Source organism: Ruegeria sp. CDSB022, from assembly GCF_059611145.1.
This window is the reverse complement of sequence record NZ_JBXWOZ010000005.1, coordinates 101,980-128,421: the sequence shown is the minus strand read 5'-3', so window position 1 is coordinate 128,421 and position 26,442 is coordinate 101,980. Positions and strand designations below refer to the sequence as shown.

Annotated in this window: 28 protein-coding genes; 15 read left to right on the top strand and 13 right to left on the bottom strand. The window is 58.3% G+C overall.

Going from position 1 to position 26,442, the window contains the following annotated elements:
• The first annotated feature begins 6 nt into the window (after positions 1–6).
• Positions 7–669 carry a DsbA family protein gene (locus AC2FIZ_RS11230; protein ID WP_271949636.1) on the top strand — a complete coding sequence of 221 codons (663 nt, stop codon included), beginning with the start codon at positions 7–9 and terminating at the stop codon, positions 667–669.
• 36 nt (positions 670–705) lie between these two features.
• Here AC2FIZ_RS11230 and lpxK read toward each other — a convergent pair whose 3' ends face one another.
• Genes lpxK through AC2FIZ_RS11210 form a run of 4 tightly spaced genes read right to left on the bottom strand, consistent with a single transcriptional unit; the run spans position 706 to position 5,056 of the window.
• A complete protein-coding gene (gene lpxK, locus AC2FIZ_RS11225) occupies positions 706–1,704 on the bottom strand; it encodes a tetraacyldisaccharide 4'-kinase (RefSeq protein ID WP_281973055.1) in 999 nt (332 codons plus the stop codon).
• On the bottom strand, positions 1,691–2,926 hold the full coding sequence (locus AC2FIZ_RS11220) for a 3-deoxy-D-manno-octulosonic acid transferase (protein WP_281995432.1): 1,236 nt from the start codon (positions 2,924–2,926) through the stop codon (positions 1,691–1,693). The genes lpxK and AC2FIZ_RS11220 overlap by 14 nt, the downstream gene beginning before the upstream one ends.
• Entirely contained in the window at positions 2,923–3,723 is an 801-nt protein-coding gene (locus AC2FIZ_RS11215) for an inositol monophosphatase family protein (protein ID WP_281973057.1), read from the bottom strand. Before AC2FIZ_RS11215 ends, AC2FIZ_RS11220 begins: the two co-directional genes overlap by 4 nt.
• A complete protein-coding gene (locus AC2FIZ_RS11210) occupies positions 3,710–5,056 on the bottom strand; it encodes a TldD/PmbA family protein (RefSeq protein ID WP_496791034.1) in 1,347 nt (448 codons plus the stop codon). The genes AC2FIZ_RS11215 and AC2FIZ_RS11210 overlap by 14 nt, the downstream gene beginning before the upstream one ends.
• Positions 5,057–5,220: 164 nt before the next feature.
• On the opposite strand from AC2FIZ_RS11210, the gene AC2FIZ_RS11205 reads away from it, so the two are divergent.
• A complete protein-coding gene (locus AC2FIZ_RS11205) occupies positions 5,221–5,955 on the top strand; it encodes an FkbM family methyltransferase (RefSeq protein ID WP_496791045.1) in 735 nt (244 codons plus the stop codon).
• Between the two features lie 35 nt (positions 5,956–5,990).
• Here AC2FIZ_RS11205 and AC2FIZ_RS11200 read toward each other — a convergent pair whose 3' ends face one another.
• The gene (locus AC2FIZ_RS11200; protein WP_496791033.1) at positions 5,991–7,520 is read right to left on the bottom strand and encodes a DUF2125 domain-containing protein; all 1,530 of its coding nucleotides are present in this window, start codon (positions 7,518–7,520) and stop codon (positions 5,991–5,993) included.
• 139 nt (positions 7,521–7,659) lie between these two features.
• Here AC2FIZ_RS11200 and AC2FIZ_RS11195 point away from each other — a divergent pair, with 139 nt between their 5' ends.
• The 3 genes from AC2FIZ_RS11195 to AC2FIZ_RS11185 are packed head-to-tail and all read left to right on the top strand — an operon-like array spanning position 7,660 to position 9,742.
• A complete protein-coding gene (locus tag AC2FIZ_RS11195; protein ID WP_271949652.1) occupies positions 7,660–8,403 on the top strand; it encodes an SDR family oxidoreductase in 744 nt (247 codons plus the stop codon).
• Positions 8,400–9,008 (top strand): enoyl-CoA hydratase/isomerase family protein, encoded by a 609-nt coding sequence (locus AC2FIZ_RS11190; protein ID WP_281995427.1) that lies wholly within the window; start codon positions 8,400–8,402, stop codon positions 9,006–9,008. Before AC2FIZ_RS11195 ends, AC2FIZ_RS11190 begins: the two co-directional genes overlap by 4 nt.
• The gene (locus AC2FIZ_RS11185; RefSeq protein ID WP_496791031.1) at positions 9,005–9,742 is read left to right on the top strand and encodes a VOC family protein; all 738 of its coding nucleotides are present in this window, start codon (positions 9,005–9,007) and stop codon (positions 9,740–9,742) included. The genes AC2FIZ_RS11190 and AC2FIZ_RS11185 overlap by 4 nt, the downstream gene beginning before the upstream one ends.
• On the opposite strand, the gene AC2FIZ_RS11180 is transcribed toward AC2FIZ_RS11185, so the two are convergent.
• Entirely contained in the window at positions 9,743–10,039 is a 297-nt protein-coding gene (locus tag AC2FIZ_RS11180; RefSeq protein WP_271949658.1) for an HNH endonuclease, read from the bottom strand.
• 47 nt (positions 10,040–10,086) lie between these two features.
• Between AC2FIZ_RS11180 and AC2FIZ_RS11175 the strand changes: the two genes are divergently transcribed.
• Positions 10,087–11,259 (top strand): TIGR03862 family flavoprotein, encoded by a 1,173-nt coding sequence (locus AC2FIZ_RS11175; protein ID WP_496791028.1) that lies wholly within the window; start codon positions 10,087–10,089, stop codon positions 11,257–11,259.
• On the opposite strand, the gene holA is transcribed toward AC2FIZ_RS11175, so the two are convergent.
• From holA to AC2FIZ_RS11155, 4 genes are all read right to left on the bottom strand, one after another.
• The gene (gene holA, locus AC2FIZ_RS11170; protein WP_271949662.1) at positions 11,256–12,284 is read right to left on the bottom strand and encodes a DNA polymerase III subunit delta; all 1,029 of its coding nucleotides are present in this window, start codon (positions 12,282–12,284) and stop codon (positions 11,256–11,258) included. The two genes, AC2FIZ_RS11175 and holA, sit on opposite strands and share 4 nt — an antisense overlap.
• Entirely contained in the window at positions 12,281–12,784 is a 504-nt protein-coding gene (gene lptE, locus AC2FIZ_RS11165) for an LPS assembly lipoprotein LptE (protein ID WP_281995423.1), read from the bottom strand. The genes holA and lptE overlap by 4 nt, the downstream gene beginning before the upstream one ends.
• Positions 12,771–15,308: a leucine--tRNA ligase gene (gene leuS / locus AC2FIZ_RS11160; protein WP_282027819.1), complete on the bottom strand. Its 2,538-nt coding sequence runs from the start codon at positions 15,306–15,308 to the stop codon at positions 12,771–12,773. Before leuS ends, lptE begins: the two co-directional genes overlap by 14 nt.
• A 71-nt stretch (positions 15,309–15,379) precedes the next feature.
• Positions 15,380–15,868 carry a DUF3576 domain-containing protein gene (locus tag AC2FIZ_RS11155; protein ID WP_142637277.1) on the bottom strand — a complete coding sequence of 163 codons (489 nt, stop codon included), beginning with the start codon at positions 15,866–15,868 and terminating at the stop codon, positions 15,380–15,382.
• A gap of 283 nt (positions 15,869–16,151) precedes the next feature.
• On the opposite strand from AC2FIZ_RS11155, the gene AC2FIZ_RS11150 reads away from it, so the two are divergent.
• Together AC2FIZ_RS11150 and AC2FIZ_RS11145 are read left to right on the top strand one after the other, a co-directional pair.
• Positions 16,152–17,189: a porin gene (locus tag AC2FIZ_RS11150; protein ID WP_281973064.1), complete on the top strand. Its 1,038-nt coding sequence runs from the start codon at positions 16,152–16,154 to the stop codon at positions 17,187–17,189.
• Between the two features lie 102 nt (positions 17,190–17,291).
• Positions 17,292–17,951 (top strand): YggS family pyridoxal phosphate-dependent enzyme, encoded by a 660-nt coding sequence (locus tag AC2FIZ_RS11145; RefSeq protein ID WP_281995421.1) that lies wholly within the window; start codon positions 17,292–17,294, stop codon positions 17,949–17,951.
• On the opposite strand, the gene AC2FIZ_RS11140 is transcribed toward AC2FIZ_RS11145, so the two are convergent.
• Both AC2FIZ_RS11140 and ribA read right to left on the bottom strand, forming a co-directional pair.
• Complete coding sequence (locus tag AC2FIZ_RS11140; RefSeq protein ID WP_496786813.1) at positions 17,935–18,435, bottom strand: L,D-transpeptidase family protein; 501 nt, start codon at positions 18,433–18,435, stop codon at positions 17,935–17,937. The two genes, AC2FIZ_RS11145 and AC2FIZ_RS11140, sit on opposite strands and share 17 nt — an antisense overlap.
• Positions 18,432–19,526: a GTP cyclohydrolase II gene (gene ribA / locus AC2FIZ_RS11135; RefSeq protein ID WP_496689928.1), complete on the bottom strand. Its 1,095-nt coding sequence runs from the start codon at positions 19,524–19,526 to the stop codon at positions 18,432–18,434. Before ribA ends, AC2FIZ_RS11140 begins: the two co-directional genes overlap by 4 nt.
• A gap of 163 nt (positions 19,527–19,689) precedes the next feature.
• Between ribA and AC2FIZ_RS11130 the strand changes: the two genes are divergently transcribed.
• From AC2FIZ_RS11130 to AC2FIZ_RS11105, 6 genes are all read left to right on the top strand, one after another.
• Positions 19,690–20,376, top strand: a complete 687-nt coding sequence (locus AC2FIZ_RS11130) for a response regulator transcription factor (protein WP_142637092.1) — start codon at positions 19,690–19,692, stop codon at positions 20,374–20,376.
• A 228-nt stretch (positions 20,377–20,604) separates the two neighbouring features.
• On the top strand, positions 20,605–20,997 hold the full coding sequence (locus AC2FIZ_RS11125) for a GFA family protein (RefSeq protein WP_496692520.1): 393 nt from the start codon (positions 20,605–20,607) through the stop codon (positions 20,995–20,997).
• A gap of 71 nt (positions 20,998–21,068) precedes the next feature.
• Complete coding sequence (locus AC2FIZ_RS11120) at positions 21,069–21,857, top strand: exodeoxyribonuclease III (RefSeq protein WP_142637090.1); 789 nt, start codon at positions 21,069–21,071, stop codon at positions 21,855–21,857.
• A 75-nt stretch (positions 21,858–21,932) separates the two neighbouring features.
• On the top strand, positions 21,933–22,847 hold the full coding sequence (trxA, locus tag AC2FIZ_RS11115) for a thioredoxin (protein WP_496791025.1): 915 nt from the start codon (positions 21,933–21,935) through the stop codon (positions 22,845–22,847).
• A 27-nt stretch (positions 22,848–22,874) separates the two neighbouring features.
• Positions 22,875–23,516 carry an LON peptidase substrate-binding domain-containing protein gene (locus AC2FIZ_RS11110; protein WP_281995417.1) on the top strand — a complete coding sequence of 214 codons (642 nt, stop codon included), beginning with the start codon at positions 22,875–22,877 and terminating at the stop codon, positions 23,514–23,516.
• Positions 23,513–23,698 (top strand): Trm112 family protein, encoded by a 186-nt coding sequence (locus AC2FIZ_RS11105; protein ID WP_142637084.1) that lies wholly within the window; start codon positions 23,513–23,515, stop codon positions 23,696–23,698. Before AC2FIZ_RS11110 ends, AC2FIZ_RS11105 begins: the two co-directional genes overlap by 4 nt.
• Here the strand turns inward: AC2FIZ_RS11105 and AC2FIZ_RS11100 are convergent.
• Positions 23,695–24,921 carry an FAD-dependent monooxygenase gene (locus tag AC2FIZ_RS11100; protein WP_281995467.1) on the bottom strand — a complete coding sequence of 409 codons (1,227 nt, stop codon included), beginning with the start codon at positions 24,919–24,921 and terminating at the stop codon, positions 23,695–23,697. The genes AC2FIZ_RS11105 and AC2FIZ_RS11100 overlap by 4 nt on opposite strands.
• An 89-nt stretch (positions 24,922–25,010) precedes the next feature.
• Here AC2FIZ_RS11100 and AC2FIZ_RS11095 point away from each other — a divergent pair, with 89 nt between their 5' ends.
• Positions 25,011–26,339, top strand: coding sequence for an amidase (locus AC2FIZ_RS11095; RefSeq protein WP_281973117.1), 1,329 nt, complete (start codon positions 25,011–25,013; stop codon positions 26,337–26,339).
• Positions 26,340–26,442 lie beyond the last annotated feature (103 nt).

Here is a 26,442-nt window from a genome sequence, read left to right as displayed (position 1 = left end):
TGATTCATGAGCCGTATTGCAACCGGAATCTGCGCCGCCATCGCCATAGCCGCAGGCGGCTATTGGCTGACGCAGTCGAATTCTACTCCGTCCAACCCGCTGGTTGGCAGCGCCGAGGCACAACAGACCGATCTGGATACCTCGACCATCATCGAAATGGTTCAGGGCTCGGCGGATGCGCCGGTCGAGATCGTCGAATATGCGTCCTACACCTGCCCCCATTGCGCGACCTTCCATCAGGGGACGTATAAAGAGCTGAAGAAGAACTATATCGACACCGGCAAGGTCAAATTCACCTACCGTGAGGTGTATTTTGACAAATATGGTCTTTGGGCCTCGATGGTTGCGCGCTGTGGCGGCCCCGAGAAGTTCTTCGGCATCTCCGACTTGATCTACAAGGATCAGTCCAAATGGACTCGCGCCGGAGGACCTGCGGAAATCGTGGACGAGCTGCGCAAGATCGGACGTTTGGCCGGAATCAGCAACGACCAGCTTGATGCCTGCCTGCAGGACGGAACGCGTGCGCAGACGCTGGTGGCCTGGTATCAGGAAAACGCCGAGCGCGACGACATCAGAGCAACCCCATCCTTTATTGTGAACGGCAAGAAGGTCGACAATCAGTCTTACGAAGAATTCAAAAAGCTGATCGACGCCGAACTGGGCAGCTAAATCCAAACACGACCGGCCTGTCAGGGCCGGTCGCCTTCAGGGCGAAGGCGCGACCTGCAGTAGCAACTGTTTGACCCGGTCGCCCTCGTCCATATTCAGCCGGACGGGCAGGGTGATGACTTTGCTGCGAAAGGCGGCTGGCAGGCGGACCGCATCTTTTTCCGTCGTGACCATCTGAGCGCCGAGCAGGTGCGCTTCATTCTCTAGCCGTGTCATCAGGGCCGGTGTCAGGGGCTGGTGATCGTCCAGCGCCTCGGCCCGCAGCAGGGTGGCGCCCTGTTGGCGCAGGGTGGCAAAGAACTTCTCCGGATGGCCGATACCGGCAAAGGCGAGAACCGGCGTGTCCGTCCAATCCATTCCTGTCTGCAGCGGTTCGACCGCACCGGTCGCATGTGGAACCGTCAGATTTCCCCCCCAGCGGGCGGCGAACTGTGTCTGCGCGTCTGTGCCGCCCAGCGACAGCACCAGATCGGCCCGTTGCTGCCCCACATCGACCGGTTCCCGCAGTGGACCCGCAGGCAGGCACAATCCGTTGCCGAACCCCCGCTCGGCATCCACAACGATGACCGAGAAATCCTTGGCGACCGAGGGGTTCTGAAACCCGTCATCCAACAGGATTACCGTTGCCCCGGCCTGGGCAGCGGCTTTTGCGCCCGCGGCGCGGTCCTTGGCCACCCAGACATCCGCAAATGCGGCCAGCAGCAGCGGTTCATCCCCGACTTCTGCCGCCGTATGTTTGCCAGGATCGACGCGCACAGGTCCTGTCAGTGCGCCGCCGTGGCCTCGGGTGACAACATGGGTCTGATGCCACGCGTCCCGCAGCTGTTCGATCATCCAGATCACGGTTGGCGTTTTGCCGGTCCCGCCTGCATTCAGGTTTCCAATGCAGATAACGGGGACGCCTGGGTTGAAACCTGTTTCCGAGGCCAGCCTACGGGCTGTCGCCGCCGCATAAACCCGTCCTAACGGGGACAGCAGCCGGGCTCTGAGGTCCAACTGATCCGGAGCAGTATTCCAAAAGTCAGGTGCCCGCATCGTCGGTGCTCCGTTCGTCCAGATAGTCCTGTACCAGTTCGATCAGCTGATCTGATTGCGGCGCGCCGTCGGTCACGATCTGCCAGCCTGCCAAAGCCATATCCGCCGCGCGGTCAGGCGCAAGTAATTCTACCACGGCATCCCCAAGTTCGGTTGCGGTTCTGACCGTCAAAGCGGCGCCTGCCTGGTCCAGCTGATCGTAGGCTGTCTGATGCTGGTCAACATGCGGGCCATGTATGACAGCCGATCCCAGGGCGGTCGCACCAAACGGATCCTGTCCCCCGTCGCCCCGTTCGAGCGAGTTGCCGATAAAGGACACTGCCGAAACACGGTACCACAAGCCCAAATCCTCTGGGTCCGAGGACAAGACGATCTGTGTGGTATCTTCAATCATGCCGCCATCGTCCCAGTTGATGCAGCGCAAGTCCATGGCTTCGAGCCGCCTGTGCAGTGGGGCGGCTTCCTGTATGTCGGCGACATGCAGGATTAGGGTCAACCGGGGCAGCATCCGCATGGCCTGACGGTGGGCGCTGAGGACCGAGATGAACTCTTTATCCTTCACCCAGGCCGCAAGCCAGATGGGTCTGCTTGAAAAGGCGTGATTGGTTTCGATCAGTTCGTCTTCGGGCCACGGAGAAGGGTTCGGACTTATCAGCAGAGGAGGCGCCTCGCTGACCTTGGTGAAGGCGATTCCCAGTTTGCGGATCTGCCGGGCCGTTTCGTTGCTGGTAGCCAGAATTCGTTGAAAGCAATCGAGAGTGTACCGGCTGATATCGGGCAGCCACCGGGTCCCACGCGCGGTGTTCAGGTCGATTTCAGCTTCGATCAGGATCAACGGCACTTCGCGCTCGTGGGCACGGGTAATCACATTGGGCATCAGCCCGCCGCCAACCCAAATGCCAATATTCGGGCGCCAATGGTCCAGAAACACCCGCGCGGCGCCGGTTTGTTCCGAAGGTAGGTTCACAAGTATGTATTTCGCGCAGTCCCACTGACTCAGGTCCGCTTCGGGTGGGGCCGACAGGACAACCGACAGGCCCGGGCGCGACTGCAGCAGTCTGTGGCAGAAATCCATCATCGCGTGAAGGCGACCCGGATTGGCGATGTGAATCCAGATCAGATCTCCTGATGGTCGGGGCACATAGGGTTGGTCCCCGTTGCCGGGTACGCCCCACGAAAGCACGCGATAGGCCGCCAGACTAAGGGATCGCGGTTTGCTCATGGCGCAATGCCCGCACTGTCTGGGTCAATCTGATCCGCCAGTTGCCGGTGCAATGGCGGGTTTGCCGCGATGACACCATTCAGGCGCGGATGTGGGTTGTTAAAGCGCAGTGGGGCGCCAAGCCGGTCCGTACATATGCCACCTGCCTCTTGGACGATCAAATCCCCTGCCGCGATGTCCCATTCCCAGCTGGGGCGCAGTGTCAACATTCCGTCAAAGCGACCCTGCCCGACCAATGCCAACCGATAGGCAAGCGACGGGCGATAGTTTCGACGGAATTGAGGAACCCGGCCCTGACACCAGTGCCGGCTGTCCAGATTGGGTTTCGCGGCCAGGATCTCGGCCGTCGTGATGTCTTGGGTGTCCGATACGACAATCGGCGCGCCGTTTAGTGTGGCCCCTTGGCCCTTGGCCGCCGCATACAACAGGTCACGCAAGGGCAGGTAAATAACCGCCGCCGTCACCTGACCATGTTCCGCCACAGCCAGGGAATGCGCCCAGGTCGAGGAACCTTCGGTGAAGCTGCGGGTGCCGTCGATCGGGTCAATGATAAAAACCCGGTCCCGGGACAGGCGATGCTGGGTGTCCTCGGTCTCTTCGCTGAGCCAGCCGTAACCCGGTCGCGCAGAGGGCAAGCGCTGTTCGAGCATCGCGTTCACGGCCAGATCAGCCTCGGTTACCGGGCCTGCACCATCGGGCTTATCCCAGCGTTGTGCTTTTGCCCCGGAATACCGTGTTGCGATCTTTCCAGACTCGCGCGCGGCGTCAATCAGCAGGGGTAGGTCAGTTGCCGGCAAGTGTCATTCCCTCGATCAGCAACGATGGGACCACACGCGACAAATAGGGGCGGGCGTCATTGGCCGGAATGATCCGCAGCAGCATATCGCGCAGGTTCCCGGCGATGGTGCATTCGTTGACCGGGTGGGTAATCTCGCCATTCTCGATCCAAAACCCCGAGGCACCACGGGAATAATCCCCGGTATTGGGGTTGATGGTCGATCCGATCATTGACGTTACCAACAGTCCGGTGCCCATATCGCGCAGCAGCTCTGAACGGCTGCGCTCGCCCTGTGTCAGGCTGAGGTTCCAGTTGCTTGGCGACGGAGGCCCAGACACGCCCCGCGTAGCATTTCCTGTCGAGGACATCTTGAGTTTTCGTGCGCTGGCCAGGTCCAATGTCCAGCCCGTCAATACACCGTTTTCGATGATCGCCCGGTGTTGTGTGGGCAGGCCTTCGGCATCAAAGGGGCGCGACCCTGACATGCGCGGGCGATGTGGGTCTTCGATCAGCGAAAGATGTTCCGGCAGAACCTGTTGTCCAAGACAATCCGACAACCAGGACGAGCCGCGCGCGATGGAGATACCGTTGCTGGCGCCCAGAAGATGCCCGATCAACGAAGATGAAATCCGTTCATCGAACAGAACCGGATAGACGCCTGTTGCAGGCTTGCGCGCGCCAACCTGCGCCACAGCACGTTCGCCTGCGGTCCGACCAATCTGGTCCGGGCTGCGCAAATCGTTTTGGAATGTGCGGCTGTCGCCGTCATAATCGCGCTCCATCCCGGTACCCTGGCCCGAGATCGCTACGCAGGAGGTTGACCGGCTGCTGCGCTCGTACCCGCCGGAAAAGCCGTTTGTGGCTGCCAGATGCACCCGATGGGTACCATAGGCGGCCGCCGCGTCCGAAACCTGTGAGACGCCTTCAACCGCCAGCGCCGCAGATTCCGCCGCCAGCGCATCATTCAGAAGATCTTCAGCTGTGGGCTCCGGCGCGGGATCGCACAGTTCCAGTGCCTGAATGTCCCAATCCCGGATCAACTGAGCCTCATTCGCCAGGCCGGTAAACGGGTCTTCGGGGGCTTCGCGGGCCATAGCGACGGCGCGTTCGGCCATGGCTGTCAGAGTTTCGGACCGGCTGTCGGAACTAGAGACGATGGCCTGTCTTTGGCCCAGAAACACCCGCAGCCCCAGATCGGTACCCTCGGACCGTTCGGCGGCCTCAAGCGCACCGGAGCGTACCTCGACCGAGACCGAAGACTCGTCCAGCACAATGGCATCCGCGGCCTCGGCCCCGGCCTTACGAGCCGCATCCAGCAGGTGTTGGCTGATCTCTTCGGGTGTGCGCATCATCTGGCCTCCGGTCTTGTTTCTTTGGACCTATCGTCCGCCCGTCCGTCCCGCAAGACCTGCGGTCATTTTCGGGGGTTTGCAGAAAGGCCAGAAAGGCGAATTTCGCATGTGGCTGCAATAATTCCGCTGTTTTGTCCGTAGCCGTAGGTTAGTAGTTGATCCAAGTGGATGAGAATGAGACGACTGGGCAGGAAGAACGGGCAGGCCAGAACATGCAGAACAATCTATCGCTGCGCGGGGTTACGATCCCCGATGATCCGCAGATCATTACGCCTAAGGTCAAGCGTTCAATCCTGGCCGAGCGTTACGAAAAAGACGAAGTGACCGGTCTGCCGAAATTTATCGACCCGAAGGATCGCGTGGTAGAGCTGGGCGCTGGGATCGGCTTCATCTCGTCCTATCTGGTGACACAACTTGGTGTACGCCACGCAAAGTGCATCGAGGCGAACCCGACGCTGTGTGAATTCATCGGCCGTGTCCACAAGGCAAATGACATTGCGAATGTCGAGGTGGTGAACGCGGTTGCTCTCGGCGATACACGGGTTCCCGGAACCGCCCGATTTTACATACGTGAACCGTTCTGGTCCTCATCTCTGGACCCTGATCCGGACTATGTCAGTGAGGTCAGCGTGCCGGAACGTCCTCTGTCAGAAATTCTGCGGGACTTTGAAGCCAACGTGCTGATCGTCGATATCGAAGGGGGCGAGAAGTTTCTGTTCGACGGGGTCGATCTTGTGAATGTCCAGAAAGTCTATCTTGAGGTCCACACCCGTAAGATCGGATTGCATGGGATCAAGGTTTGTTTCGATCATCTTTCGGCACTTGGGTTTGCCTACGATCAACGTGTCAGCAGCGGTGGGTCGGTGCTGTTCCGGCGTGTTCGCCGGCGCTCGTCGTAAAAGGGAAGGCAGCCGGGCCGCCTTCCCTGTTTCTTTTATTTGATGCGCTGTCCATTGGCCAGAATTTGACCATCTTCCTTGAACTCGATTGTCGAATTCAGCGTGTCGGGCTCTTCCCCTGGCACTGCCATGAGACCCATCATCATTCGCGCGCCCATTGCGTCTTGCTCGGCAATCAGACCCATACCGATCAGAGTGTCGATCAGGGCATTCGCACCAACCAGTTGCAGGTTCGCAACGCCAGCGGGGGTCGGCAGACCGCCCAGTTCCTCAGTGTTGGAATTGTCGAAGGTGAAGTCGCCATCGCCGGACAGTTCCGCACCGACCATAGAGACCAGCAACTCGTTGATCGTCAGAGAGTGCAATTCACCCGGCGCTTCGTCCGCAAACTCAAGCGCCTCTACGGCCTCGGGGTCAAAGAAGTTGGTCAGCACTTTGGCCGTACCGGAAAGATCCAGCGCAATCGTGGCCGGATCGCGTGGCAGGGCGGCTGCAGGGTCAAAAATGCTCCACAGCACGTCCGACATAGTGAAGTCCGTCAAGTTTATCGCCAGCCCAAAGGGTTGAATCTCTTCGGATTCCTGTACCGGGAATTCGAACTTGAAACCGCCACTTTCCATGGCAATTTCGATTGGAAAGGGCAGTTCCGCAGTGGTTACAGCAATTTTGGCGCTGTTTTGTTCGACGTCATAAGCAATTCGGTTCGCGTCGATGCTGCCGGAAAGCCGTCCGCCTTCGGATTCGCTGGCCATCGAAAAGTCTTCGCCTTCGCTGCTGCCCGCCATCGAAGACTGGCCCGATCCGTAAGAAAAGAGACCCGAGAAGGCAAAACCAGCGTCATAGAATGCCTGCGGGTCAGAGATATCGAAATCCGAAGGGATGATGCTGGTGCCGTCGAAGGCCAGATCGCCAAGCGTGCCGTCGAATTTCCCGGCGTCTTCGCTTTCGGGATCCTGAAATGCCAAGCTGTAGGTCATCTCTGATGCGGTAAAGCTTTGGTCGATATCGCGGTTTTCGCCAATCTTCATTTGCGAGCTGCCGCTCACATCCGCCATTTCAAGATAGCCACCAACCACTTCGGGCGGCAACGTTTCACCGTCGACTTCGATGTTACCCAGTTTGATTCCAAGGCTGTCTGCAGAGTAATCGTAAGTCACATCATCCGGATCGCCAGAGACGGTCATAACAAGCCCGCTGTGGACGTATTCGATATCGACTGTAAATGACTCGTCCTGACCATCGACATTGCCGGTGACGGTCATGGGGAAACTTTCCGGGACACCAATATTGACGCTCCCGTCGCCATTGTCGGTGAGGGTCATTTCAGGCATGGCCATGCTGAACGATCCCTCTTCTTCCGGGAGGTCCATCGACATCGTCAGGTTTTCGATGGTGATACCATTGCCGGTATCTGTCTGGTCACCTGATACAGTATAGCCCATCTGCGCCAGATAGGACTGCCAGTCATCCCAGACTTCCTGTGGAGTAACGTCGGCAAGCGCCCCCTGCGAAATGACTGTGTAGGCCAGAACTGCGCCGCAGGTGCGGCGGAGAAAAACGGACATCATAGAACCCTTCTTGATCAAATTTGCGCGCATGGTGATGCCGGTGGCGGCGGGCGTCAAGGGGGAAGGGCTGGACCCATTCCCCGTTCGCAGGATAGAGGTTCATTAATTCTCAGGACAATGGAGGTACTGGAACCTTATGCAGGGGAAAACCGTACTGATCACTGGGGCCAGTCGCGGCATTGGGGCCGAGGCAGGGCGCGTATTTGCCGCAGCAGGGGCTAATGTCGTGCTAGTGGCGCGTAATCGGGATCAAATTCAGGTACTGGCGTCGTCGCTTGGTGAAAACGCTATTGCACTGGCCTGCGACGTCAGTGACTTCGCCCAGGTCGAGCTGGCCGTGGCAGAGTGTGTAAACAAGTTTGGCGGGCTGGATGTTCTGATAGGCAATGCTGGTGTCATTGACCCGATTTTCCATTTATCCAGCGCCGATGTCGCGTCCTGGGGTAAAGCGATCGACATCAACCTCAAGGGCGTATTTCACGGAATGCGCGCCGCGCTGCCGGTCATGCGTGCCGCGGGTGGCGGCACTGTCCTGACGGTCTCTTCCGGTGCGGCGTCGAACCCAGTCGAGGCCTGGAGCCATTATTGCGCCTCGAAGGCAGGGGCCAAGATGCTGACGGAATGTCTGCATCTTGAGGAATCCTCCCATGGGATCCGCGCCATGGGCCTGTCGCCCGGCACGGTTGCAACCGATATGCAGCGGGTCATCAAGGCCAGCGGGATCAACGCCGTCAGCCAGTTGGATTGGACCGATCATATCCCCGCCGATTGGCCGGCGCGGGCGCTGTTGTGGATGTGTTCGTCAGACGCGGATGAGTTTCTAGGCACCGAAATTTCGCTGCGGCGTGAGGATATTCGGCAAAGGGTTGGATTGACGTGATTGAATTGAACAAAGCGGACGGGCTGTGGACAATCACGCTCAACAACCCTGACAAGGCAAATGCGCTGACCGGTGCGATGCTGACCGAGCTGTGCGAGATTGCCGAGGCCGCGACCGACGCAAGTGCGCTGATCCTGACCGGGGCTGGAAAAGTGTTCAGCGCCGGCGCCGATCTGGAAGAGGCGCGCGCCGGCCTGGCGACCTCGGATCTGTGGGAGCGGTTGTCGGCTGCTATCGCCGCGTTACCCTGCCTGACGGTTGCCGCACTGAACGGAACGCTGGCTGGTGGGGCCAATGGCATGGTTCTGGCCTGCGATATCCGCATCGCCGTACCGGAAGCCAAGTTCTTTTATCCGGTGATGAAGCTGGGTTTTCTGCCACAACCCTCTGATCCCGCACGCATGGCGGCCCTGATCGGTCCGGCTCGGACAAAGATGATCTTGATGGCCGGGCAAAAGATCACTGCGGACGAGGCTTATGCCTTTGGGCTGGTCGATCGCGTGGTTGCACCTGAAGACCTGATGCAGACCTCCCTTGATCTGGTGGCTGACAGTGTCGCCGCCAATCCTGAAATTGCGACCGGTATTGCGCGGTTATGTTCATGAGGTTGTCTGCCCTGCGTCTGCGCGTGGCTGACACGGATCGTCTTGCCGAGTTTTACAGGGATGCAATGGGTATGACTGCACGCCGGCAGGGCGCAAGCCTGCGATTGGGATATGCCGGGCAGGATGCCGATCTGCTTTTGATGCCGGGCGGCGGCGGGTACACACATGATCGGGGCCAGAGATATTGGAAGATCGGCATCACCCTGCCGGATGTTGATCTGGCTGCCGCTTTTTTGCGCGAAAAAGGCATCGAGGTTTCAGAGCCGGACCAGTTTCTGGATATCGGCTATATGTGCCACCTGACTGATCCCGAGGGTTTCGTGATCGAACTGCTGCAACACGATTTCCGTGGCAATCGCCCGGACGGTATCGCCGATCCCAAGACCCCTTTCGCGGATGCGCGTATTGGACAGATCACCTTGCGCACCGGGAATATCGCGGCCGAGGATGCCTTTTGTCGTGCACAGGGGATGCAGCTGCTATCTGTGCAGGATGTGGCACAATATGGGTTCGATCTGCACTTTTATGCTTTCACCGACGAGGTTCCCCCTAATGCCGACCTGTGGTCTGTTGAGAACCGCGAATGGCTTTGGAAACGCCCCTATACCACGCTCGAGTTTCAGCACAGCGCAGGTGCTACGTTTGCTCGGACCCCCGATTTCCGAGGGCTTGAGATGCAGGGCCTGACCCAGCCCGGCCATGATGCTTTTGGCGACCCTGTCCTGCCGGGCTGATTACCGACGACGCCGTTTTCCCGGCACTCTGGATCGAAAATCAGGGGGCCGTTTGCGAATCCAGCTCAGAAATCTTTCTAGGCGAGGGTGGGCGCGCAAAGCTTCGATCGTATTGAAATCCCGTGCCAGCTCCGCTTCGGTCAGTGTGGCGTGGATCTCTTTGTGGCAGATCACATGCAGAAAAACCGTGGGGCCGCCCTTGCCCCCTTTCAGTTTTGGGATCAGATGGTGCAGGCTGCCGTTCCCATCGGGGATCGGCCGGTCGCAGAGGGGGCAGATCGGGTCGCGGTCGGTCATATCAGCGTAACGTCGCGCCGCAGGGCGCGAAAGGCAAGAGGACAGCAATGGCACAAGCCGTCGTGATCGGAGGCGGGCCAGCGGGCTTGATGGCGGCGGGTGAACTTGCCGCCGCAGGTCATGATGTGCTGGTGGCCGAGGCCAAACCCTCGGTTGCCCGAAAACTCTTGATGGCAGGGAAGTCTGGCCTGAACCTAACCAAGAATGAACCGCTCGAAACATTTTTGTTGTCTTATGGACCCGCCGCTGAGTGGCTACGCCCTTTGGTGGCGGAATTTGATGCTGCCGCCGTTCAGGACTGGGCGCGTAATCTGGGACAAGAGGTATTTACAGGCTCAACGGGGCGGGTGTTTCCAAAGGCTATGAAGGCCTCACCTCTGTTGCGGGCTTGGCTGGGGCGTCTTGATGCGGCTGGTGTGCAAATCAAAACCCGATGGCGGTGGACCGGATGGAACGGCGATGCTCTGGAATTCGATACTCCGGAAGGTCACCGGCAGATTGAGGCTGACACGACGATTCTGGCCATGGGCGGCGCAAGCTGGGCGCGATTGGGATCGGATGGAGCGTGGGCCCCACTGTTGCAAGGGGCGGGTGTCGACCTGTCGCCATTTGCCCCGGCGAACTCGGCCCTGTCAGTAGATTGGAGCGCACATATGCAGCCGCATTTCGGCGCTGCGATCAAATCCGTTGGGTGGACTGCCGGGGATGTGATCAGTCGCGGCGAGGCGACGATTTCATCCAAAGGCCTTGAAGGCGGAGGGCTCTATTCCCTGACGCCCGCTTTGCGAGAAGGAGCGCCGTTGAGTGTTGATCTGGTTCCCGATCTGGATGTAACTACCTTGCAGCAGAAAATTGCAGCCAAGAAATCCAAGACGACGCAGTCGCAATGGATGAAGAAATCTCTGCATCTGTCTCCGCAAAAGATCGCTCTGTATCACGAGATGAACAGGGGAAGCGGTCTGAGTGTCGAAACGTTGAAATCCCTGCCCCTCAGCCACGCGGGGTTGCGGCCAATGGATGAGGCAATCTCAACCGTCGGAGGTGTTCGGCAAGGCGCTTTGGACGAGGGGTTGATGCTGAAATCCAGGCCCGGAATGTTCTGCGCCGGCGAGATGCTGGATTGGGAAGCTCCGACCGGTGGCTATCTGCTAACTGCCTGTCTGGCGACAGGGCGATGGGCCGGGCGATCAGCTGCAAACTGGCTGGCGCGGACCGCTTAACGCGACTTTGCCAGCATCGCCAGACGGATCATGGCACGTTCGACCAAAGCCATGGCTGGGGCCGTTTGCCCAGCTGACCGCAATGACAGATCCGTATCAGTCAGAACGGTCAAAGCGGTCTGCAGTTTGGGTGCCCCCCATCCCTGTGCTTGCCGCAGAATACGATCACGCCGCTTTCCATAGACGGGTGGGCGCAGCTTGCCGACGCCCTGTGCCGCACCACCGGGATCGGCGGCACAGGCGTAAAGCGTTCGAAAGTGCCGGGTTGCTCCGATACACAGGCTGACCGCATTTGTACCTTGCGATTGCAGCCGTCGTATCAGCGGGCTAATCTCTCCGGCTCTGCCTTCGGCGACCACGTTCAGGACATCGTCCAGAGCGGCCTCGGTCGAGCTGGGTGCACAGGCCTCGATATCTTCGAGAGCCAATTCAGTATCGTCTCCGCGCTTGTAAAGAGACAATTTTTCAATGGTTTGCGTAAAGTCCCCGGGGCTGATGGCCGTGGCAAGTTCGGTGATGGCCGACATTGCATCCGGTGGAATGTTATTGACTCCGGCCTGTGCCAGAACCCGTTCAACCTCGGCCCTAGAGGGCGGATCGTCATAGATCCCAACGGCATAGGCTGCGGGATGCGACTCGAATGCCTTACGGATCTTTGAGCTGGGTTTGAGCTGCCCGGCAGTCACGATGATCTGAGCGTCGCCCGTTGCCCAATCCTCGAATGCGGTAATGATGGCTGGGGCGGCGACATCAGTTGCATCTTCGACGAAAACTGCACGTGGGCCGGGGAAGAACCCGACAGCCTTGACCGCGTCCAGCAACAGTGCCGGTTCCCCGCGCAGATCACCACCTGGCATTCGGGTCAGGCGCATTTCCTCTTCGGCGCCTTCTCCCAGCAGGGCTGACAAGACCTGTTGCCGTTTCAAGGCCACACGCATCGCATCGGATCCGTAAATCAACAACCCTGCCTTGCCCGCGTCCGGTTTGGCGAAATACCCCTCAGCCTCGCGCGGGCTGAGCTTCATTGGGTCAGGCCCGGTGCTGCATAAAGGCGGTTCACGATTTGATCGGACAGGATGATCATCAGCCGCTCGGTCGCGTCACGTTCGTCCGCAAGCGTCGAGACGGTTGAGCCTGCAGCGGAATAGCCCACGAAATCATGGACATTTCCTGATACCAGAATCCGCCCGGTTTCAGCGGACCTGAGGGAAAATTCCGCGCGCCCTTCGATTGTATACCGGTTCGTCTCGTTGGTAGTCCTGATCGCTGCAGATTGCGTGGCCGTAGCAACCTTAACATCCAGATCATACAGCTTTTGTGCGCTCGCATCCCGGCCCAGCCGCTGTTCCAAATTCTGGACAAGCAAATAGCTTTCCACGGAATTTGGCTCAGTTACAGCAACTTTACCATGCAATGCTTCACCTGTTCCGCCCGGCGCGTAAACGGGTTGGAACCCGCATGCGGCCGCCAGCAAGCAAGCAGCCAGCGGCATCAACAAAAGGCTTCTGCGATTAAACAACGACATTCACGATCCGACCTGGAACAACGATCACTTTCTTCGGCGCGGCACCGTCCAGTGCCTTTTGCACAGCTTCGGTGCTGAGCGCGATTTTTTCAACCTCTGCCTTGTCCATATCTTTTGGAACGCTGATTTCCGCGCGGCGTTTGCCGTTGATCTGGATCGGCAGGGTTACAGTGTCATCGACCAGCATAGCTTCGTCCGCGACAGGCCAGGGGGCTGTTGCGATCAAACCTTCGCCGCCCTGATGCGCCCAGATATCTTCGGCCAGATGTGGTGTCATCGGCGACATCAACTGTGCCAGCGTCTTTATCGCCTGCTTTTGGGCCGCTGCACCCGCTTTGGATTTTGCCAACGTATTGGTAAACGCATAGAGCTTTGCAATGGCGGCATTAAAGCCGAAGCTTTCAACACCAAGCGTCACATCATGGATGGCTTTGTGCATCTCGCGCAGCAGGTCTTGATCCCCGTCGCCTTTTGCCTCGGGGTCCATCGCGCCGATCTTGTCGCAGAGGTTCCAGACACGGTTCAGGTGCTTGAATGCAGCCTCTGCGCCTGATGCTGTCCACTCCACATCCCGCTCGGGCGGTGAATCGGACAACACGAACCAGCGCGCGGTATCCGCGCCGAAGGCCGAGATAATGCTGACCGGGTCGACCACGTTTTTCTTGGATTTCGACATCTTGGCCGAGGGGATGATTTCGACCTCCGTGCCATCGGCGAGTTTGCCGTCGGTCACATCCTCGGGCAGGTGATAGACCGGACGGCCATTGGCGTCGCGGGTTTGATAAATCTCGTGCGTGACCATGCCTTGGGTAAACAAGGCATCAAAGGGCTCGATGGCCTTTTTCGGCAAATGGCCAGTGATCTGCATCGCCCGCGCAAAGAAGCGGGAATAGAGCAAGTGCAGGATAGCGTGTTCGATGCCGCCGATATATTGATCGACATTCATCCAGTATTCAGCCTCGGCCAGATCGGTCGGCGTTTCCGCGTGCGGAGCCGTAAAGCGGGCGAAATACCACGACGAATCGACGAACGTGTCCATCGTGTCGGTTTCTCGCTTGGATGGCGCACCGCAAGACGGGCAGGCGCAGTCGCGCCAGGTCGGGTGGCGGTCCAGAGGATTGCCCGGTTTGTCAAAAGTGACATCGTCGGGCAGGCGGATCGGCAAGTTTTCGTTCTTTTCGGGCACCACGCCGCAGGATTCGCAATGCACCACGGGAATCGGGCACCCCCAATAGCGCTGACGCGACAGACCCCAATCGCGCAGACGGTATTTGGTAACGCCTTCGCCCCAACCCGCTTTTTCGGCGAAATCGACGGTGGTGTTGATTGCGTCATCACCCGTGGCGTCGGTCAGCCCGGCAAAATGGTTTACCCAGCGGACTTTTTCGGTTTTCGGCGGAACGTATGCGGTTTTGTCGACCGGTGTGTCATTATCAAGCGCAAAGAACGTGTCGACGACGGGCAAACCGTACTTACGGCAGAAATCCAGGTCGCGCTGGTCGTGGGCCGGGCAGGCAAAGATGGCGCCGGTGCCGTAATCCATCAGGATGAAATTGGCGATCCAGACCGGCAGCTCCCAATTCGGATCCAGCGGGTGTTTGACCTTGATACCAGTGTCATAGCCCAGCTTTTCGGCGGTCTCTATGGCCTCTTCCGTGGTGCCGCCCTTGCGGCATTCGGCAACGAACTCAGCCACTTCGGGGTTTTCGGCCTCAAGTTGCTTGGCAATCGGATGGTCCGGCGAGATGCCGACGAAAGACGCCCCCATCAGCGTATCGGGGCGCGTTGTATAGACGGTGATTGGCTCACCACTATCGACGCGTTCAAAGCCAAACTGCAATCCACGCGACTTGCCGATCCAGTTTTCCTGCATCAGGCGCACTTTTGCCGGCCAGTTCTCCAGCGTGTTCAGCGCATCCAGCAATTCCTCAGAGTAATCGCTGATCTTGAAGAACCATTGCGTCAGCTCGCGCCGTTCAACCAATGCGCCCGAACGCCAGCCGCGCCCGCCTTCGACTTGTTCATTGGCCAGTACGGTCATATCGACCGGGTCCCAGTTCACCACCGCGTTCTTGCGGTAAACCAGACCGGCCTGCAGCATATCCAGAAACAGTGCCTGTTGCTGGCCGTAATATTCTGGGTCACAGGTGGCGAATTCGCGGGACCAGTCGATGGACAGGCCCAGAGGCTTCATCTGGCTGCGCATGTCTGCGATGTTGCCATAGGTCCAGTCTTTCGGGTGACCGCCAATAGCCATCGCAGCGTTTTCTGCAGGCATCCCGAACGCGTCCCATCCCATCGGGTGCAGCACGTTATGGCCGGTCGCAAGCTTGTGGCGCGCGATTACGTCGCCCATCGTATAGTTGCGCACATGTCCCATATGGATCCGGCCAGACGGGTAGGGGAACATTTCAAGCACATAATATTTCGGCTTGTCCGCCTTGTGGTTGGCGGTGAAGATTCCGGCCTTGTCCCAGGCCTCTTGCCATTTTGCTTCGATTTCGGTGGCCGAATAGCGCGACATCGTGCGGTCCTTCGTAATGAAAACGCCGGGCATGAACCCGGCGTGGTAATATTGTGATTTGAAGCGGGTTGCTAGAGCTTGTTGTCCGCAATGCGCAGCTGACGGGCGCGGGACAGGATTGCATCTTCGATTGCGCGTGTGGTTGCCGCGCTGACCGGTGCACCCCCGCTGGTCTGCAGCGCAACCGACAAGGATCGTGCCGCCAGGGCGGGATCGCTGATGTGAACCGTGGCCCTGTATTGCCGTCCACCACCCGGAGGCGTGCCGTAACCTGTTACGATTACACCGGTAAAGGGATCGACTTCCTGCACGGGCAGAAAGTTAAGGACATCCAGCGAGGCAGCCCACAGATAGCGGTTCACATTGGTAACCTGCTCGGCGTCTGCGGTGTTGAATACATCCCAGATCGTTGAGCGATTCGGATCGTTCAGCTCACGCTCGTCCGAGCGACCGCCATCCACATTGAGTGGCGTTGCACTGGGTTCTGCGTTGCGATTCTGTCCGCAAGCCGACACCGCGGCTGTCACTATGATCAAACCGAAAATTGTCTGCAGGCGCATGTTGGACAGGTTCCGTTTCGTTGGTTTTAGGTTATTCACGTTACTCCTAGACAAGGTCTGGTTCGTCAACAAGCTTAATCTTGTCACATCCAGAGCAGGCTTCGGGGTTGATTCAGTGGGTAAATCAGACTGTGGCATCCTTGCACCAATTCTAGGTCAATGCGCGTCAGTTTTTATGCCAAGCTTGCGTGACAGGGGCAAAAAGGGCGAAACGGTTCCCGTGCTGAGACATGTGCCTAAGCACGTGTCGAGTTAAAAAACTTTTGAAACCGAGGGAAACAAGATGAAAAAAGTTCTCTTCGCATCGACCGCACTGATTGCAACCGCAAGTGTTGCAGCGGCCGAAGTTAAGTTCAGCGGCTACGGCCGTTTTGGTATTGGTTATCAGGAGGACCGCACAGCGGCCACCACCACCACCACTACCACCACCACTACTGCAAGTAGTGCAACTGTTCAGAACGTTAACGTGTTCGCGAACGACACTGACGACACAATCCTGGTCTCGCGCTTCCGCCTGAACATCGACGGCACAGCCGAAACCGATGGCGGCGTTGAGTTCTCGGCTCGTGTACGTCTGCAGGCTGACGAAGACTCGTCCACCGGCGAAGCCAACTCGGCTGGCCTGAACGGCGCGCGCTTCTCGGTCATCTACGGTGGTCTGCGTGTTGACGCCGGCAACGTTGCTGGTGCTTTCGACAACTTGGCAAACTACTACGGTAACGAGCCTGGCCTGGAAAACTTCATCGGTCAGTATTCTGCCGTTGACTATGGCTTCCTGGGTTACTCGTCGACCGGTTCGGGTTCGAACGCTGTGTTCTTCCAGTACGCAGTTGGTGACTTCGCCTTTGGTGCGTCGTACGATCAAGCGACCATCTTCCAGGGCGGTGGCAACACCACGAGCGCTGACCGTTGGGACGTAAGCGCGACTTACACCTTCAACAACATCACTGCAGCGCTGGCCTATGGTCAAACTGACGCGGGCGATGCTGGCGACGACCCAAGCCTGCTGGTCTTCACCCTGGGTGCAGAATTCGGCGACTTCTCGGGTACGCTGTTTGTTGCTGACGATAAAACCGAAAACGACCTGACCGACGGCACTGCTTGGGGTGTATCGGGTGCCTACAATGTTGGCGCCGCGACCACTCTGACCTTCGCCTACGGTGACGGTAACGCTGATGCGGACACGCAGCAGTACGGCATCGGCGCCATCTACGACCTGGGTGGCGGTGTATCGCTGCGCGGTGGTGTAGGTGTCAGCGACTGTGACGTCTGCGACGACTCGACCACACGTGCCGACTTTGGTGCACAGTTCAACTTCTAAGTTGATCTGAGCCGCAAGGTTTAAGGGCAGGTCTTCGGACCTGCCCTTTTCTTTTTGTCCGACATAGTGTTTTTCTTCGCCCATAACTGATCGAGGACCCAAATGTCGCTGCAAGAAATATCTGCCCGGATAACCAAAGCCGAAACTGCCTCGGGGCGGGACGTCGGGGCCGTGAAGCTGATCGCCGTGTCAAAGGTTCAGCCGAATGAGCGTGTAGCGGAAGTGCTTGCTTTAGGGCATCGCTGTTTCGGTGAAAACAGGGTTCAAGAAGCCGTCGGAAAATGGCCGGAATTCAAATTGCAGTACCCGGATGTCGATTTACATCTGATTGGGCCGTTGCAAACGAACAAAGCCCGTCAGGCGTTGGATCTGTTCAGCACGATCCATTCCGTTGATCGTCCGAAACTGGCCAGCACTCTGGCCCGGCTCGCGCAAGAGGTCGGCACTTGCCCGGACCTGTTCATTCAGGTCAATACCGGTGAAGAGGATCAAAAGGCAGGAATTCTGCCCACTGAGGCAGACGCATTTATTGCCGATTGCCGCGGGCTCGACCTTCCGATTCAGGGCCTGATGTGCATTCCGCCTGTCGAGGAAGAGCCATCTCTGCATTTCGCCTTGCTTGCCAAGATAGCTGAACGCAATGGTCTGAAAGGGCTATCCATGGGGATGAGCAGCGATTTCGAGCAGGCCATTGCACTTGGCGCTACCCATGTGCGCGTCGGCTCGGCCATTTTCGGTGAACGAGTTAAGCCTGAGGGATAATCAACCGCGTGCCTGGCTCGATTCGACGTGCGATCCACCGCAGATGGTCGCGCCGAAAGGCAACGCAGCCTTCTGTAGGAAAACCGGGCCGTCGCCATTGATGCAGGAAAATTGCTGAACCGCGCCCGGCCACCGCATTGGGCCAGTTCCAGTCAGTGATCAGAACCAGATCGTAAAGCGGGTCCGCGCGGCGGAGTTTTTCGTGGCTGAAAGGATAAGGTGCGCTGACCATATGATTGTACTGCGTGTCTTGCACATCATCTGACCAGAGGTCCTGAGGACCGATTGGGATGGCCCAAGGCGACGGTCTTGCGAGCCGGTCGGGCCGGTACAGCATACCAACGATGTTGAGGCAGCCGGTCGGCGTGGCGCCGTCCCCCTCACGCTTGCTGTTGCTTAACCCACCTTTCCCGATCGAACAGGGAAAATACCCGCCGCGAAAACGAACGCCGCGGCGGGTTAGAACCAGATCTACGGGTGTCACAGCAAATGTCCCGACTTGGCTGCTTTGGTGGCCAGATAGTCGCGGTTATGGGCAGTTTCGCCGACTTTCAGCGGGACGCGCTCGGTGACGGCGATGCCGGTCTTCTCCATCATCGCGATCTTGGCGGGGTTGTTGGTCAACAGCCTTACGGAACTGAAGCCGAGCAATTTCAGGATGTCCGAGCCCAGACGGAAATCGCGCTCGTCATCCTCGAACCCGAGACGGTGATTGGCCTCGACTGTATCGAACCCTTGATCCTGCAGGAAATAGGCGCGCATCTTGTTGGCCAAGCCAATCCCGCGGCCTTCCTGATTCAGATACAGAAGTACTCCTGCCCCTTCAGACCCCATCTGGGCCAGGGCCCCACGCAGTTGTGGGCCGCAATCACATTTCAGGCTGCCCATCAGATCACCGGTGAAGCAGGCCGAATGCAGCCGAGCCAATACCGGTTTGCTGCGGTCGGGGCGGCCGATCTCGATTGCGTAATGTTCCTCGCCGCCATCTTCAGGGCGAAAAACGTGCAGGCGCCCGGCTTCGGATACCTCCATCGGCAGTCGGGCGGCGACGACCTCATTCAAAATGCTTCGATCCGACAGATGTGGCGCGGCGCGGGTATGGTCAATACATGTCAGGCCATGTGCAGTAGCGAAGGTTCGGCCGTCGTGGACAGGAACAACGATTGCCGCCGGCAGAAGGTGGGCTGACTTGGTCAAAGCAATGGCAATGCGATGCAGATTGGCGTTGCCCTGACGCTCTGTCATCAGTGGGCCTTTCATAGGCGCGTTCAGATCGTCCGAGGGATCGGCCACCGCCTGTACCCAGGCAACATCGGCATCTGCCGGAACGATCACACGTGCCAGGTCACCGTCATAGGCCCGTGCCTTTAATGTCTCGGCCCGTCGGACAGTCACTGCGACAACAGGATCGCCACCCAGACCTTGCAAGTCGGCAAGCCGCTGTGCGCTCAGCGTTTCCGACGCAATGGCCAGTACGCTAAAGCCGGTGTCATCCGTCAGGGCGACCGGCAAGCCCATGCGCAGGTCAGCCCGTGCCCGAGCAAGCAGTTCCGAGATATCCGGGATAAGACTCATCTATTGTTACCCTGTAACGATCAGCCCTTCATGTAGCCTGATCAAAAGGAAATGTGAAACAATTCCTCATCCTGAGACACGAGGGCGTGAAACGGTTGCAGCAAACCTTGTTGATTGCATCTTTCGCGCGCAAGTGGTGGAAAAGGGCTTAGGAGGACCGGATATGGCACAGCTAAAGAAAATCCTGCTAGTGGATGATGATGAGGATCTGCGCGAAGCGTTGAGCGAACAGCTCGTGATGACCGAGGATTTTGATGTATTCGAAGCGTCGGACGGGGCATCAGCCATGGAGCGGGCTCGCGAGGCGATTTACGATCTGGTCATTCTGGATGTTGGCTTGCCCGACACGGATGGGCGCGAGCTGTGCCGCCTGATGCGCAAGCAAGGTGTGAAAAGCCCGATCCTGATGCTGACCGGTCATGACAGTGACGCGGACACCATCCTGGGTTTGGATGCCGGTGCCAATGACTATGTTCCCAAGCCGTTCAAGTTTCCGGTCCTTCTGGCACGTATCCGTGCGCAGCTGCGCCAGCATGAACAATCAGAAGACGCGGTATTTGTACTCGGGCCTTATACGTTCAAGCCGGCGATGAAGATGCTGATCACCGACGAAGACCGCAAGATTCGACTGACCGAGAAGGAAACCAATATCCTCAAGTTCCTGTACCGGTCCGCCGACGGTGTCGTCGCCCGTGACATTCTGCTGCATGAGGTCTGGGGCTATAATGCCGGTGTCACCACACATACGCTGGAAACTCATATCTATCGCCTGCGTCAGAAGATCGAGCCCGATCCATCCAACGCGCGCCTTTTGGTCACAGAATCGGGTGGATATCGCTTGGTATCGTAACTTGATGTGGATTGACTTGGATCAAAGTGATACCCTGTAGACATCTTTAAGTTACTCCCAACCCGTACATGTCCGGGTAATGACATGTACCTCCCTGTTGGACTGCCGGGCCTGATGGCCCGGCCTTTTTTGTTTGTGCTGCAAAATGTTTTGCGGCTCCTAGCGGATTGCGACAAAGTATATGTTCATGTAATGTTCTATTTCTGGAATGCAAAATTGGAGGCGAAAGTGATTCATGGAAGTTGCCTGTGTGGCGCCGTAAAATTCCAACTTACCAGTGAACCTTCGGTTATGGGAACATGCCATTGTTCGCGTTGTCGGAAGGCAGGTGCAAGCACTGTTGTCTTCGTCAAGAAAGATGATGTTGTTTGGCTGGACGGTAAGGACCGAGTTGTCACTTACCAGCCTGAACCGCCCTATAAATATGGCAGGTGTTTCTGCGATACCTGTGGGACGTCGCTTGGTGAAATTCTGGCTGATGCGGACAGTTTTCCGATTGCGGCTAATGCGCTGGACACTCCGTTTGATCTGAAAGTCCAGTTTCACGAATCCGTATCTGAGATACCGCATTGGTACGAGATTTGCGATGATGCGCCCCAATCATCAGGGCATCCGTCCTGATAATTTCTTTTACGATGGTACCTGTGAAAGCACCGCGTTAGGGTGCGCCAACCGCGACAGAGGAATTCCCTATGCCTTTTACTCTTGCCACATGGAACATCAACTCGGTCCGTCTGCGCGAGCCTATCGTGCTGAAATTGTTGCGCGAAGAGGCGCCGGATGTTCTGTGCCTGCAGGAATGCAAGTCTCCGGTGGACAAGATCCCCACCGAAGGGTTTGCCGAACTGGGTTACACTCACATGGTTGCGCGCGGGCAAAAGGGCTACAACGGCGTTGCGATCCTGTCTCGCCTGCCGATGGTCGAGGCGGGCGACATGGATTTCGCAGATCTCGGCCATGCGCGCCATATCGCGGGGCGGCTGGAAAACGGCGTGACGATTCACAATTTCTATGTCCCTGCGGGCGGGGATGTGCCGGATCGTGAGGTGAATGAGAAATTTGGCCAGAAGCTGGATTACCTGACCGATATGCGTGACTGGTTCCACGCGGAAAAGCCGGAAAAATCCATTCTGGTTGGTGATCTGAATATCGCTCCGCGTGAGGATGATGTCTGGTCGCACAAACAGTTGCTCAAGGTCGTTTCGCATACACCGGTCGAGGTCGAGGCTTTAGCCGAAACGCAGGACGCAGGCGGTTGGGTCGATGTCACCCGGCAGGACATCCCCGAAGGGCAGCTTTATAGCTGGTGGTCCTATCGCGCGCGGGATTGGGACGTGGCCGACAAGGGGCGGCGGCTGGATCACGTCTGGGCGACCCCGGATATCTCGAATGCAGGCCATTCCAGCCGCGTTCTGCGCAACGCGCGCGGGTGGGAAAAGCCCAGTGATCACGCCCCGGTCTTTGCGACCTTTGACGTCTGACGTAAAACTCTGCCCTTGGTTTCCGGGTCAAGCGACTGCATATAGAGCGCAAGTTTAATCGAAAGAGTGACAGCCATGGACCTTCTGAACGGCGCAGACACCCCCGCCACCGATCTGATCAAGGACGGGACCGAAGCCACTTTTATGGCGGATGTGGTCGAAGCCTCGCAGGACGTGCCGGTCATCGTTGATTTCTGGGCGCCGTGGTGCGGCCCATGCAAAACGTTGGGCCCGCTGTTGGAAGAGGCTGTGACCGCCGCCAAGGGTGCGGTCAAGATGGTCAAAGTCAATGTGGACGAAGCACAGATGATCGCTTCACAGATGCGCGTTCAGTCTATCCCGACCGTGTATGCCTTTCACAAAGGCCAACCGATCGACGGATTTCAGGGCGCAGTGCCCGGATCCGAGATCAAAGCATTTGTAGATCGCGTGATCGAGGCGACAGGTGGCGAAAGCCCGGGTGGTCAACTGGACGATGCTGTCGAGGCTGCCGAGGAAATGCTGACCGAAGGTGCCGCAGCGGATGCCGCTCAGACCTTTGCTGCCATTTTGGGTGAGGATCCGAACCACGCCACCGCTTATGGTGGGCTGGTACGCGCGTATATCGCCACTGGCGATTTGGAGCAGGCCGAGGCAATTCTGAACGGGGCCCCGGCGGAGATTTCCACATCGCCAGAGCTTGAAGCCGCAAACGCACAATTGGAACTGGCCAAGCAAGCTGCAGATGCCGGCCCGGTGGCCGAATTGACCGCAGCGGTTGAGGCCGATCCTGACAATCATCAGGCACGGTTCGATCTGGCGCAGGCCCTGCATGCCAATGGCGAGGTTGAAGAGGCGGTGGCGCAGCTGCTGGAAATGTTCCGCCGTGACCGTGAATGGAACGAAGGCGCGGCCAAGTCTCAGCTGTTCACGATATTTGATGCGCTCAAACCCAATGATCCGATTGTTCTGAACGGGCGGCGCAAGCTCAGCTCGATGATATTTGCCTAATTCTGGATCAGGGCTACACTCGGGTACATGATGCATCCCGCTGATCTGCCGGAAACGGTATCCGTTTTCCCTTTGCCCGGGGCGCTGTTGCTGCCTCGATCGCGCTTGCCGCTGCATATATTTGAGCCGCGCTATCTGCAGATGTTGGACGACGCTTTGAAAACCCAGGAACGGTTGATCGGGTTGGTTCAACCGAATCCCTGTCAAAGCAACGAAAACAAGCTGCACCAAATTGGCTGCGCGGGGCGGGTGACGCAGTTTTCCGAAACTGAAGACGGCCGCTATCTGATCACTCTGACCGGCATCTCCCGGTTCCGTATTCAGGCCGAGTTGGATGCATTTACCCCATACCGCCGTTGTAACGTGGCCTGGGGCGGGTTTGACCGTGATCTTGGCAAGGTCGAGCACGACGAGGGGTTTGATCGCGTGGGGCTTATGAAGCTGTTGGAAAAGTTCTTTTCGTCGCGAAAGTTGTCGGCTGATTGGGATATGTTGAAAGACGCGAATGATGAATTGCTTGTGAATTCGCTGTCGATGTTGCTGGATTTTGATCCGGAAGAAAAACAAGCCTTGCTAGAGGCTCCCTGTTTGCGCACCCGACGCGAGACTTTGGTGACACTGATTGAATTCGCCATGCGCGGCGGAGCGAATGAGGAAACACTACAATGACCACCGTTGAACACGCTTTTGACCGCCACATGCTTGAGGCGCTAATTTGTCCGAAGACGCATACAACGCTGCATTATGACGCTGAAAAGCAGGAACTGGTGTCAAAAGCGGCGGGTTTGGCTTTTCCGATCCGCAATGGCATTCCTGTCATGTTGGTGGATGAGGCGCGCGAGCTGGACTAGATCGCCCGACCCTGCAGTAGTTTTGGCAGGTCCCCAGTCAGGCCAGCGGCCTCGCGCACGAAACCGCGACGCAGGCCGGGTAGTGACCCGACGACGCCCATCCCGATATCCCGTCCGATCCGTAGTAGAGGATTGTCGTTGGAAAACAGCTTGTTGAACACATCCGTCGCCATCGCCAAAGACGCGGTATCAAACCGTCGCCATTCCTGAAAACGCTCCAAAACCAGTGGCGAACTAATATCTTCCCCGCGCCGTCCGGCCAGGGTCAGCACCTCGGCCAGGGCGCCCACGTCGCGCAGGCCCGCATTCAGGCCCTGGCCTGCAATCGGGTGCATTCCATGGGCTGCGTCTCCGACCAGCGCCATCCGTTCTCCGATGAAAGAGTTGGCGATGGTCAGGTTCAGCGGATAGGTAAACCGATCTCCGACCAGACGGATTTCGCCCAGGAAATCGCCGAATCTGGGGCGCAGGACCTGCAGATAGTCCTCCTCGGGCAGGGCGTTGATGCGCTTGGCCATTTCTGTTCGCTCGCTCCAGACGATAGAGCTGCGATTGCCGGTCAGAGGCAGAATGGCCAAAGGGCCGGGTGGCATGAAGAACTGATGCGCGATGCCGTGATGCGGCAAGTCATGTTCGATGGCGCAGACCAGCGCGGTCTGCCCGTAATCCCATCCTGTGCGTTTGATCCCGGCACGTTCCGCTGTGCCGCTGCGACGCCCATCGCATCCGATCAGCAGCGCACCCTTGACGACCGCGCCATCATCCAATGTCAGGCTGACGCCTGTTCCCGAGGTCTGCTGTGACACTACCGTCTTGCCGCTGATCTGGGTAATGGCCTTTTCCGCGGCCATCGCGTCCAGAAAGGCACGGCGCAGGTGGCGGTCTTCGACCATAAAGCCCATCGGACCTTCTTCGATCTCGGCATGGTCGAAATGCATGAAAAACGGCGACGGGCCAGCGCCTGCATGGCCATCGGTGACCTTGATTTCGAGCATTGGCTGGGCGTGTTTGGCAACCCGTGACCAAACCCCAATCGCCTCTAGCAGGCGCTGCGAGGCCAGGGCCAACGCATAGGCTCTGCCGTCAAAAGCCGCATTTTTGCGAACCTTTTCGGCCAGCGCGTCAATGACGGTAACTCTGTGCCCTGTTTGTGCCAGTGCCAAAGCCAAAGCGGGGCCATTCAGGCCGCCGCCGACGATCAGGATATCCGAGCTCTGTTCCATGCTGCGCACTATGCGCGCCCATTCGGGATTGTCCATGTGCGGTCCTGTCGCTACCGTCGCTGGGAATGCAGAAATTGAAGGGGGCAGTGATGCAGGATTGGTTGTCGATGACGGCTTGTGATCTGGGTCGGGGCATTGGCATGGGCCAGATTGACCCGGTTGAACTGACAGAGACCTTTCTGACTGCGATAGCAGCCCACCCGCATCGCGACCGAATCTATGCCCGCGTGACCGAAACGCGCGCCCGAGCCGAGGCTGAGGCGGCGCAGGAGCGGGCCAAGCTGGGATTGCGCCGATCATTGTTGGATGGGGTGCCGATCAGTTGGAAAGACCTGTTCGATACTGCCGGGACTGCCACCGAGGCAGGAACGGCACTGCTGAAAGACCGGGTTCCCAAAACTGATGCAGTCGTGCTGCGAAATGCCAGTGCCATGGGCGCTGTATGTCTTGGCAAAACCCATATGAGCGAGCTGGCTTTCTCGGGTCTGGGCCTGAACCCGATCACCGGAACACCGCCCTGCATCGATGATGAGGATGCGGTTCCCGGCGGTTCATCCTCGGGGGCTGCGGCTTCCGTGGCTTGGGGGTTGGCAGCTTGCGCGATCGGCTCGGATACCGGTGGGTCAGTGCGGATACCGTCAGCCTGGAACAATCTGGTCGGGCTGAAAACCACTGCCGGGCGGGTCAGCCTGGAGGGTACAGTCCCGTTGTGCCTGCGGTTTGATACCGTTGGGCCGCTGGCCCGCTCGGTCGAGGATGCGACCCATATGCTGGCCATGCTGGAGGGCGGTACGCCCGCTGATTTGCGCGGAGCCAATCTAGAGGGGCGTCGTTTTGCGGATTTACAGACTGTCGCCAAGGATGATTTGCGCGCAGAGCCGCGTGTCGCTTACGAGGATGCCCTGGATCGGTTGCGTGAGGCCGGTGCAGATATCCTGCCTCTTGAGGTCCCTGAACTGACCGACGCGATGGGGCTGTCGGGGGTTCTTTACACCACCGAAGCCTATGGCCTGTGGCGCGATGTGATCGAGGCCAACCCAGATGTGATGTATCCCGAAATACTCGAACGGTTCCGTGCTGGACGAAATGCTTCGGGCCCCGATTATGTTGCAGCCTGGTCAAGGCTGAAGGCGTGTCGCGGTGCATGGGACGTGGCCACTGCCGGGTTTGACGCCGTTTTGGCCCCAACTGCACCGATCCTGCCGCCCAATCTTGAACGGCTGATGAGCGATCATGACTATTACGTCACCGAAAACCTGCTGGCTTTGCGGAACACCCGGATCGGCAACCTCATGGGGCTGGCAGCGCTGACCTTGCCGACCGGAAAACCGGGCTGCGGGCTGATGATGATGGGTTATCCGGGGTCCGAAGAGGCGCTTTTGCGGCTTGGTTCCGCGGCCGAGGCCGCATTGGCCTGAATGCCACAATCCCCTGATTCGGCACCGCTTTGTCTGGACGAAGCCCCGCCCGGCCTGTAACCTGCTTGAAAACGGGGCGAAATGATCCCGATATTGAGGCAGT

Coding starts and splice junctions, on each gene's coding strand:
- AC2FIZ_RS11230 (WP_271949636.1), top strand. CDS start 7: ATGAGCCGTATTGCAACCGGAATCTGCGCCGCCATCGCCATAGCCGCA.
- lpxK (WP_281973055.1), bottom strand. CDS start 1,704: ATGCGGGCACCTGACTTTTGGAATACTGCTCCGGATCAGTTGGACCTC.
- AC2FIZ_RS11220 (WP_281995432.1), bottom strand. CDS start 2,926: ATGAGCAAACCGCGATCCCTTAGTCTGGCGGCCTATCGCGTGCTTTCG.
- AC2FIZ_RS11210 (WP_496791034.1), bottom strand. CDS start 5,056: ATGATGCGCACACCCGAAGAGATCAGCCAACACCTGCTGGATGCGGCT.
- AC2FIZ_RS11200 (WP_496791033.1), bottom strand. CDS start 7,520: ATGTCCGTTTTTCTCCGCCGCACCTGCGGCGCAGTTCTGGCCTACACA.
- AC2FIZ_RS11195 (WP_271949652.1), top strand. CDS start 7,660: ATGCAGGGGAAAACCGTACTGATCACTGGGGCCAGTCGCGGCATTGGG.
- AC2FIZ_RS11185 (WP_496791031.1), top strand. CDS start 9,005: ATGAGGTTGTCTGCCCTGCGTCTGCGCGTGGCTGACACGGATCGTCTT.
- AC2FIZ_RS11180 (WP_271949658.1), bottom strand. CDS start 10,039: ATGACCGACCGCGACCCGATCTGCCCCCTCTGCGACCGGCCGATCCCC.
- AC2FIZ_RS11175 (WP_496791028.1), top strand. CDS start 10,087: ATGGCACAAGCCGTCGTGATCGGAGGCGGGCCAGCGGGCTTGATGGCG.
- holA (WP_271949662.1), bottom strand. CDS start 12,284: ATGAAGCTCAGCCCGCGCGAGGCTGAGGGGTATTTCGCCAAACCGGAC.
- lptE (WP_281995423.1), bottom strand. CDS start 12,784: ATGTCGTTGTTTAATCGCAGAAGCCTTTTGTTGATGCCGCTGGCTGCT.
- leuS (WP_282027819.1), bottom strand. CDS start 15,308: ATGTCGCGCTATTCGGCCACCGAAATCGAAGCAAAATGGCAAGAGGCC.
- AC2FIZ_RS11155 (WP_142637277.1), bottom strand. CDS start 15,868: ATGCGCCTGCAGACAATTTTCGGTTTGATCATAGTGACAGCCGCGGTG.
- AC2FIZ_RS11150 (WP_281973064.1), top strand. CDS start 16,152: ATGAAAAAAGTTCTCTTCGCATCGACCGCACTGATTGCAACCGCAAGT.
- AC2FIZ_RS11145 (WP_281995421.1), top strand. CDS start 17,292: ATGTCGCTGCAAGAAATATCTGCCCGGATAACCAAAGCCGAAACTGCC.
- ribA (WP_496689928.1), bottom strand. CDS start 19,526: ATGAGTCTTATCCCGGATATCTCGGAACTGCTTGCTCGGGCACGGGCT.
- AC2FIZ_RS11130 (WP_142637092.1), top strand. CDS start 19,690: ATGGCACAGCTAAAGAAAATCCTGCTAGTGGATGATGATGAGGATCTG.
- AC2FIZ_RS11120 (WP_142637090.1), top strand. CDS start 21,069: ATGCCTTTTACTCTTGCCACATGGAACATCAACTCGGTCCGTCTGCGC.
- trxA (WP_496791025.1), top strand. CDS start 21,933: ATGGACCTTCTGAACGGCGCAGACACCCCCGCCACCGATCTGATCAAG.
- AC2FIZ_RS11110 (WP_281995417.1), top strand. CDS start 22,875: ATGATGCATCCCGCTGATCTGCCGGAAACGGTATCCGTTTTCCCTTTG.
- AC2FIZ_RS11105 (WP_142637084.1), top strand. CDS start 23,513: ATGACCACCGTTGAACACGCTTTTGACCGCCACATGCTTGAGGCGCTA.
- AC2FIZ_RS11100 (WP_281995467.1), bottom strand. CDS start 24,921: ATGGAACAGAGCTCGGATATCCTGATCGTCGGCGGCGGCCTGAATGGC.
- AC2FIZ_RS11095 (WP_281973117.1), top strand. CDS start 25,011: ATGCAGGATTGGTTGTCGATGACGGCTTGTGATCTGGGTCGGGGCATT.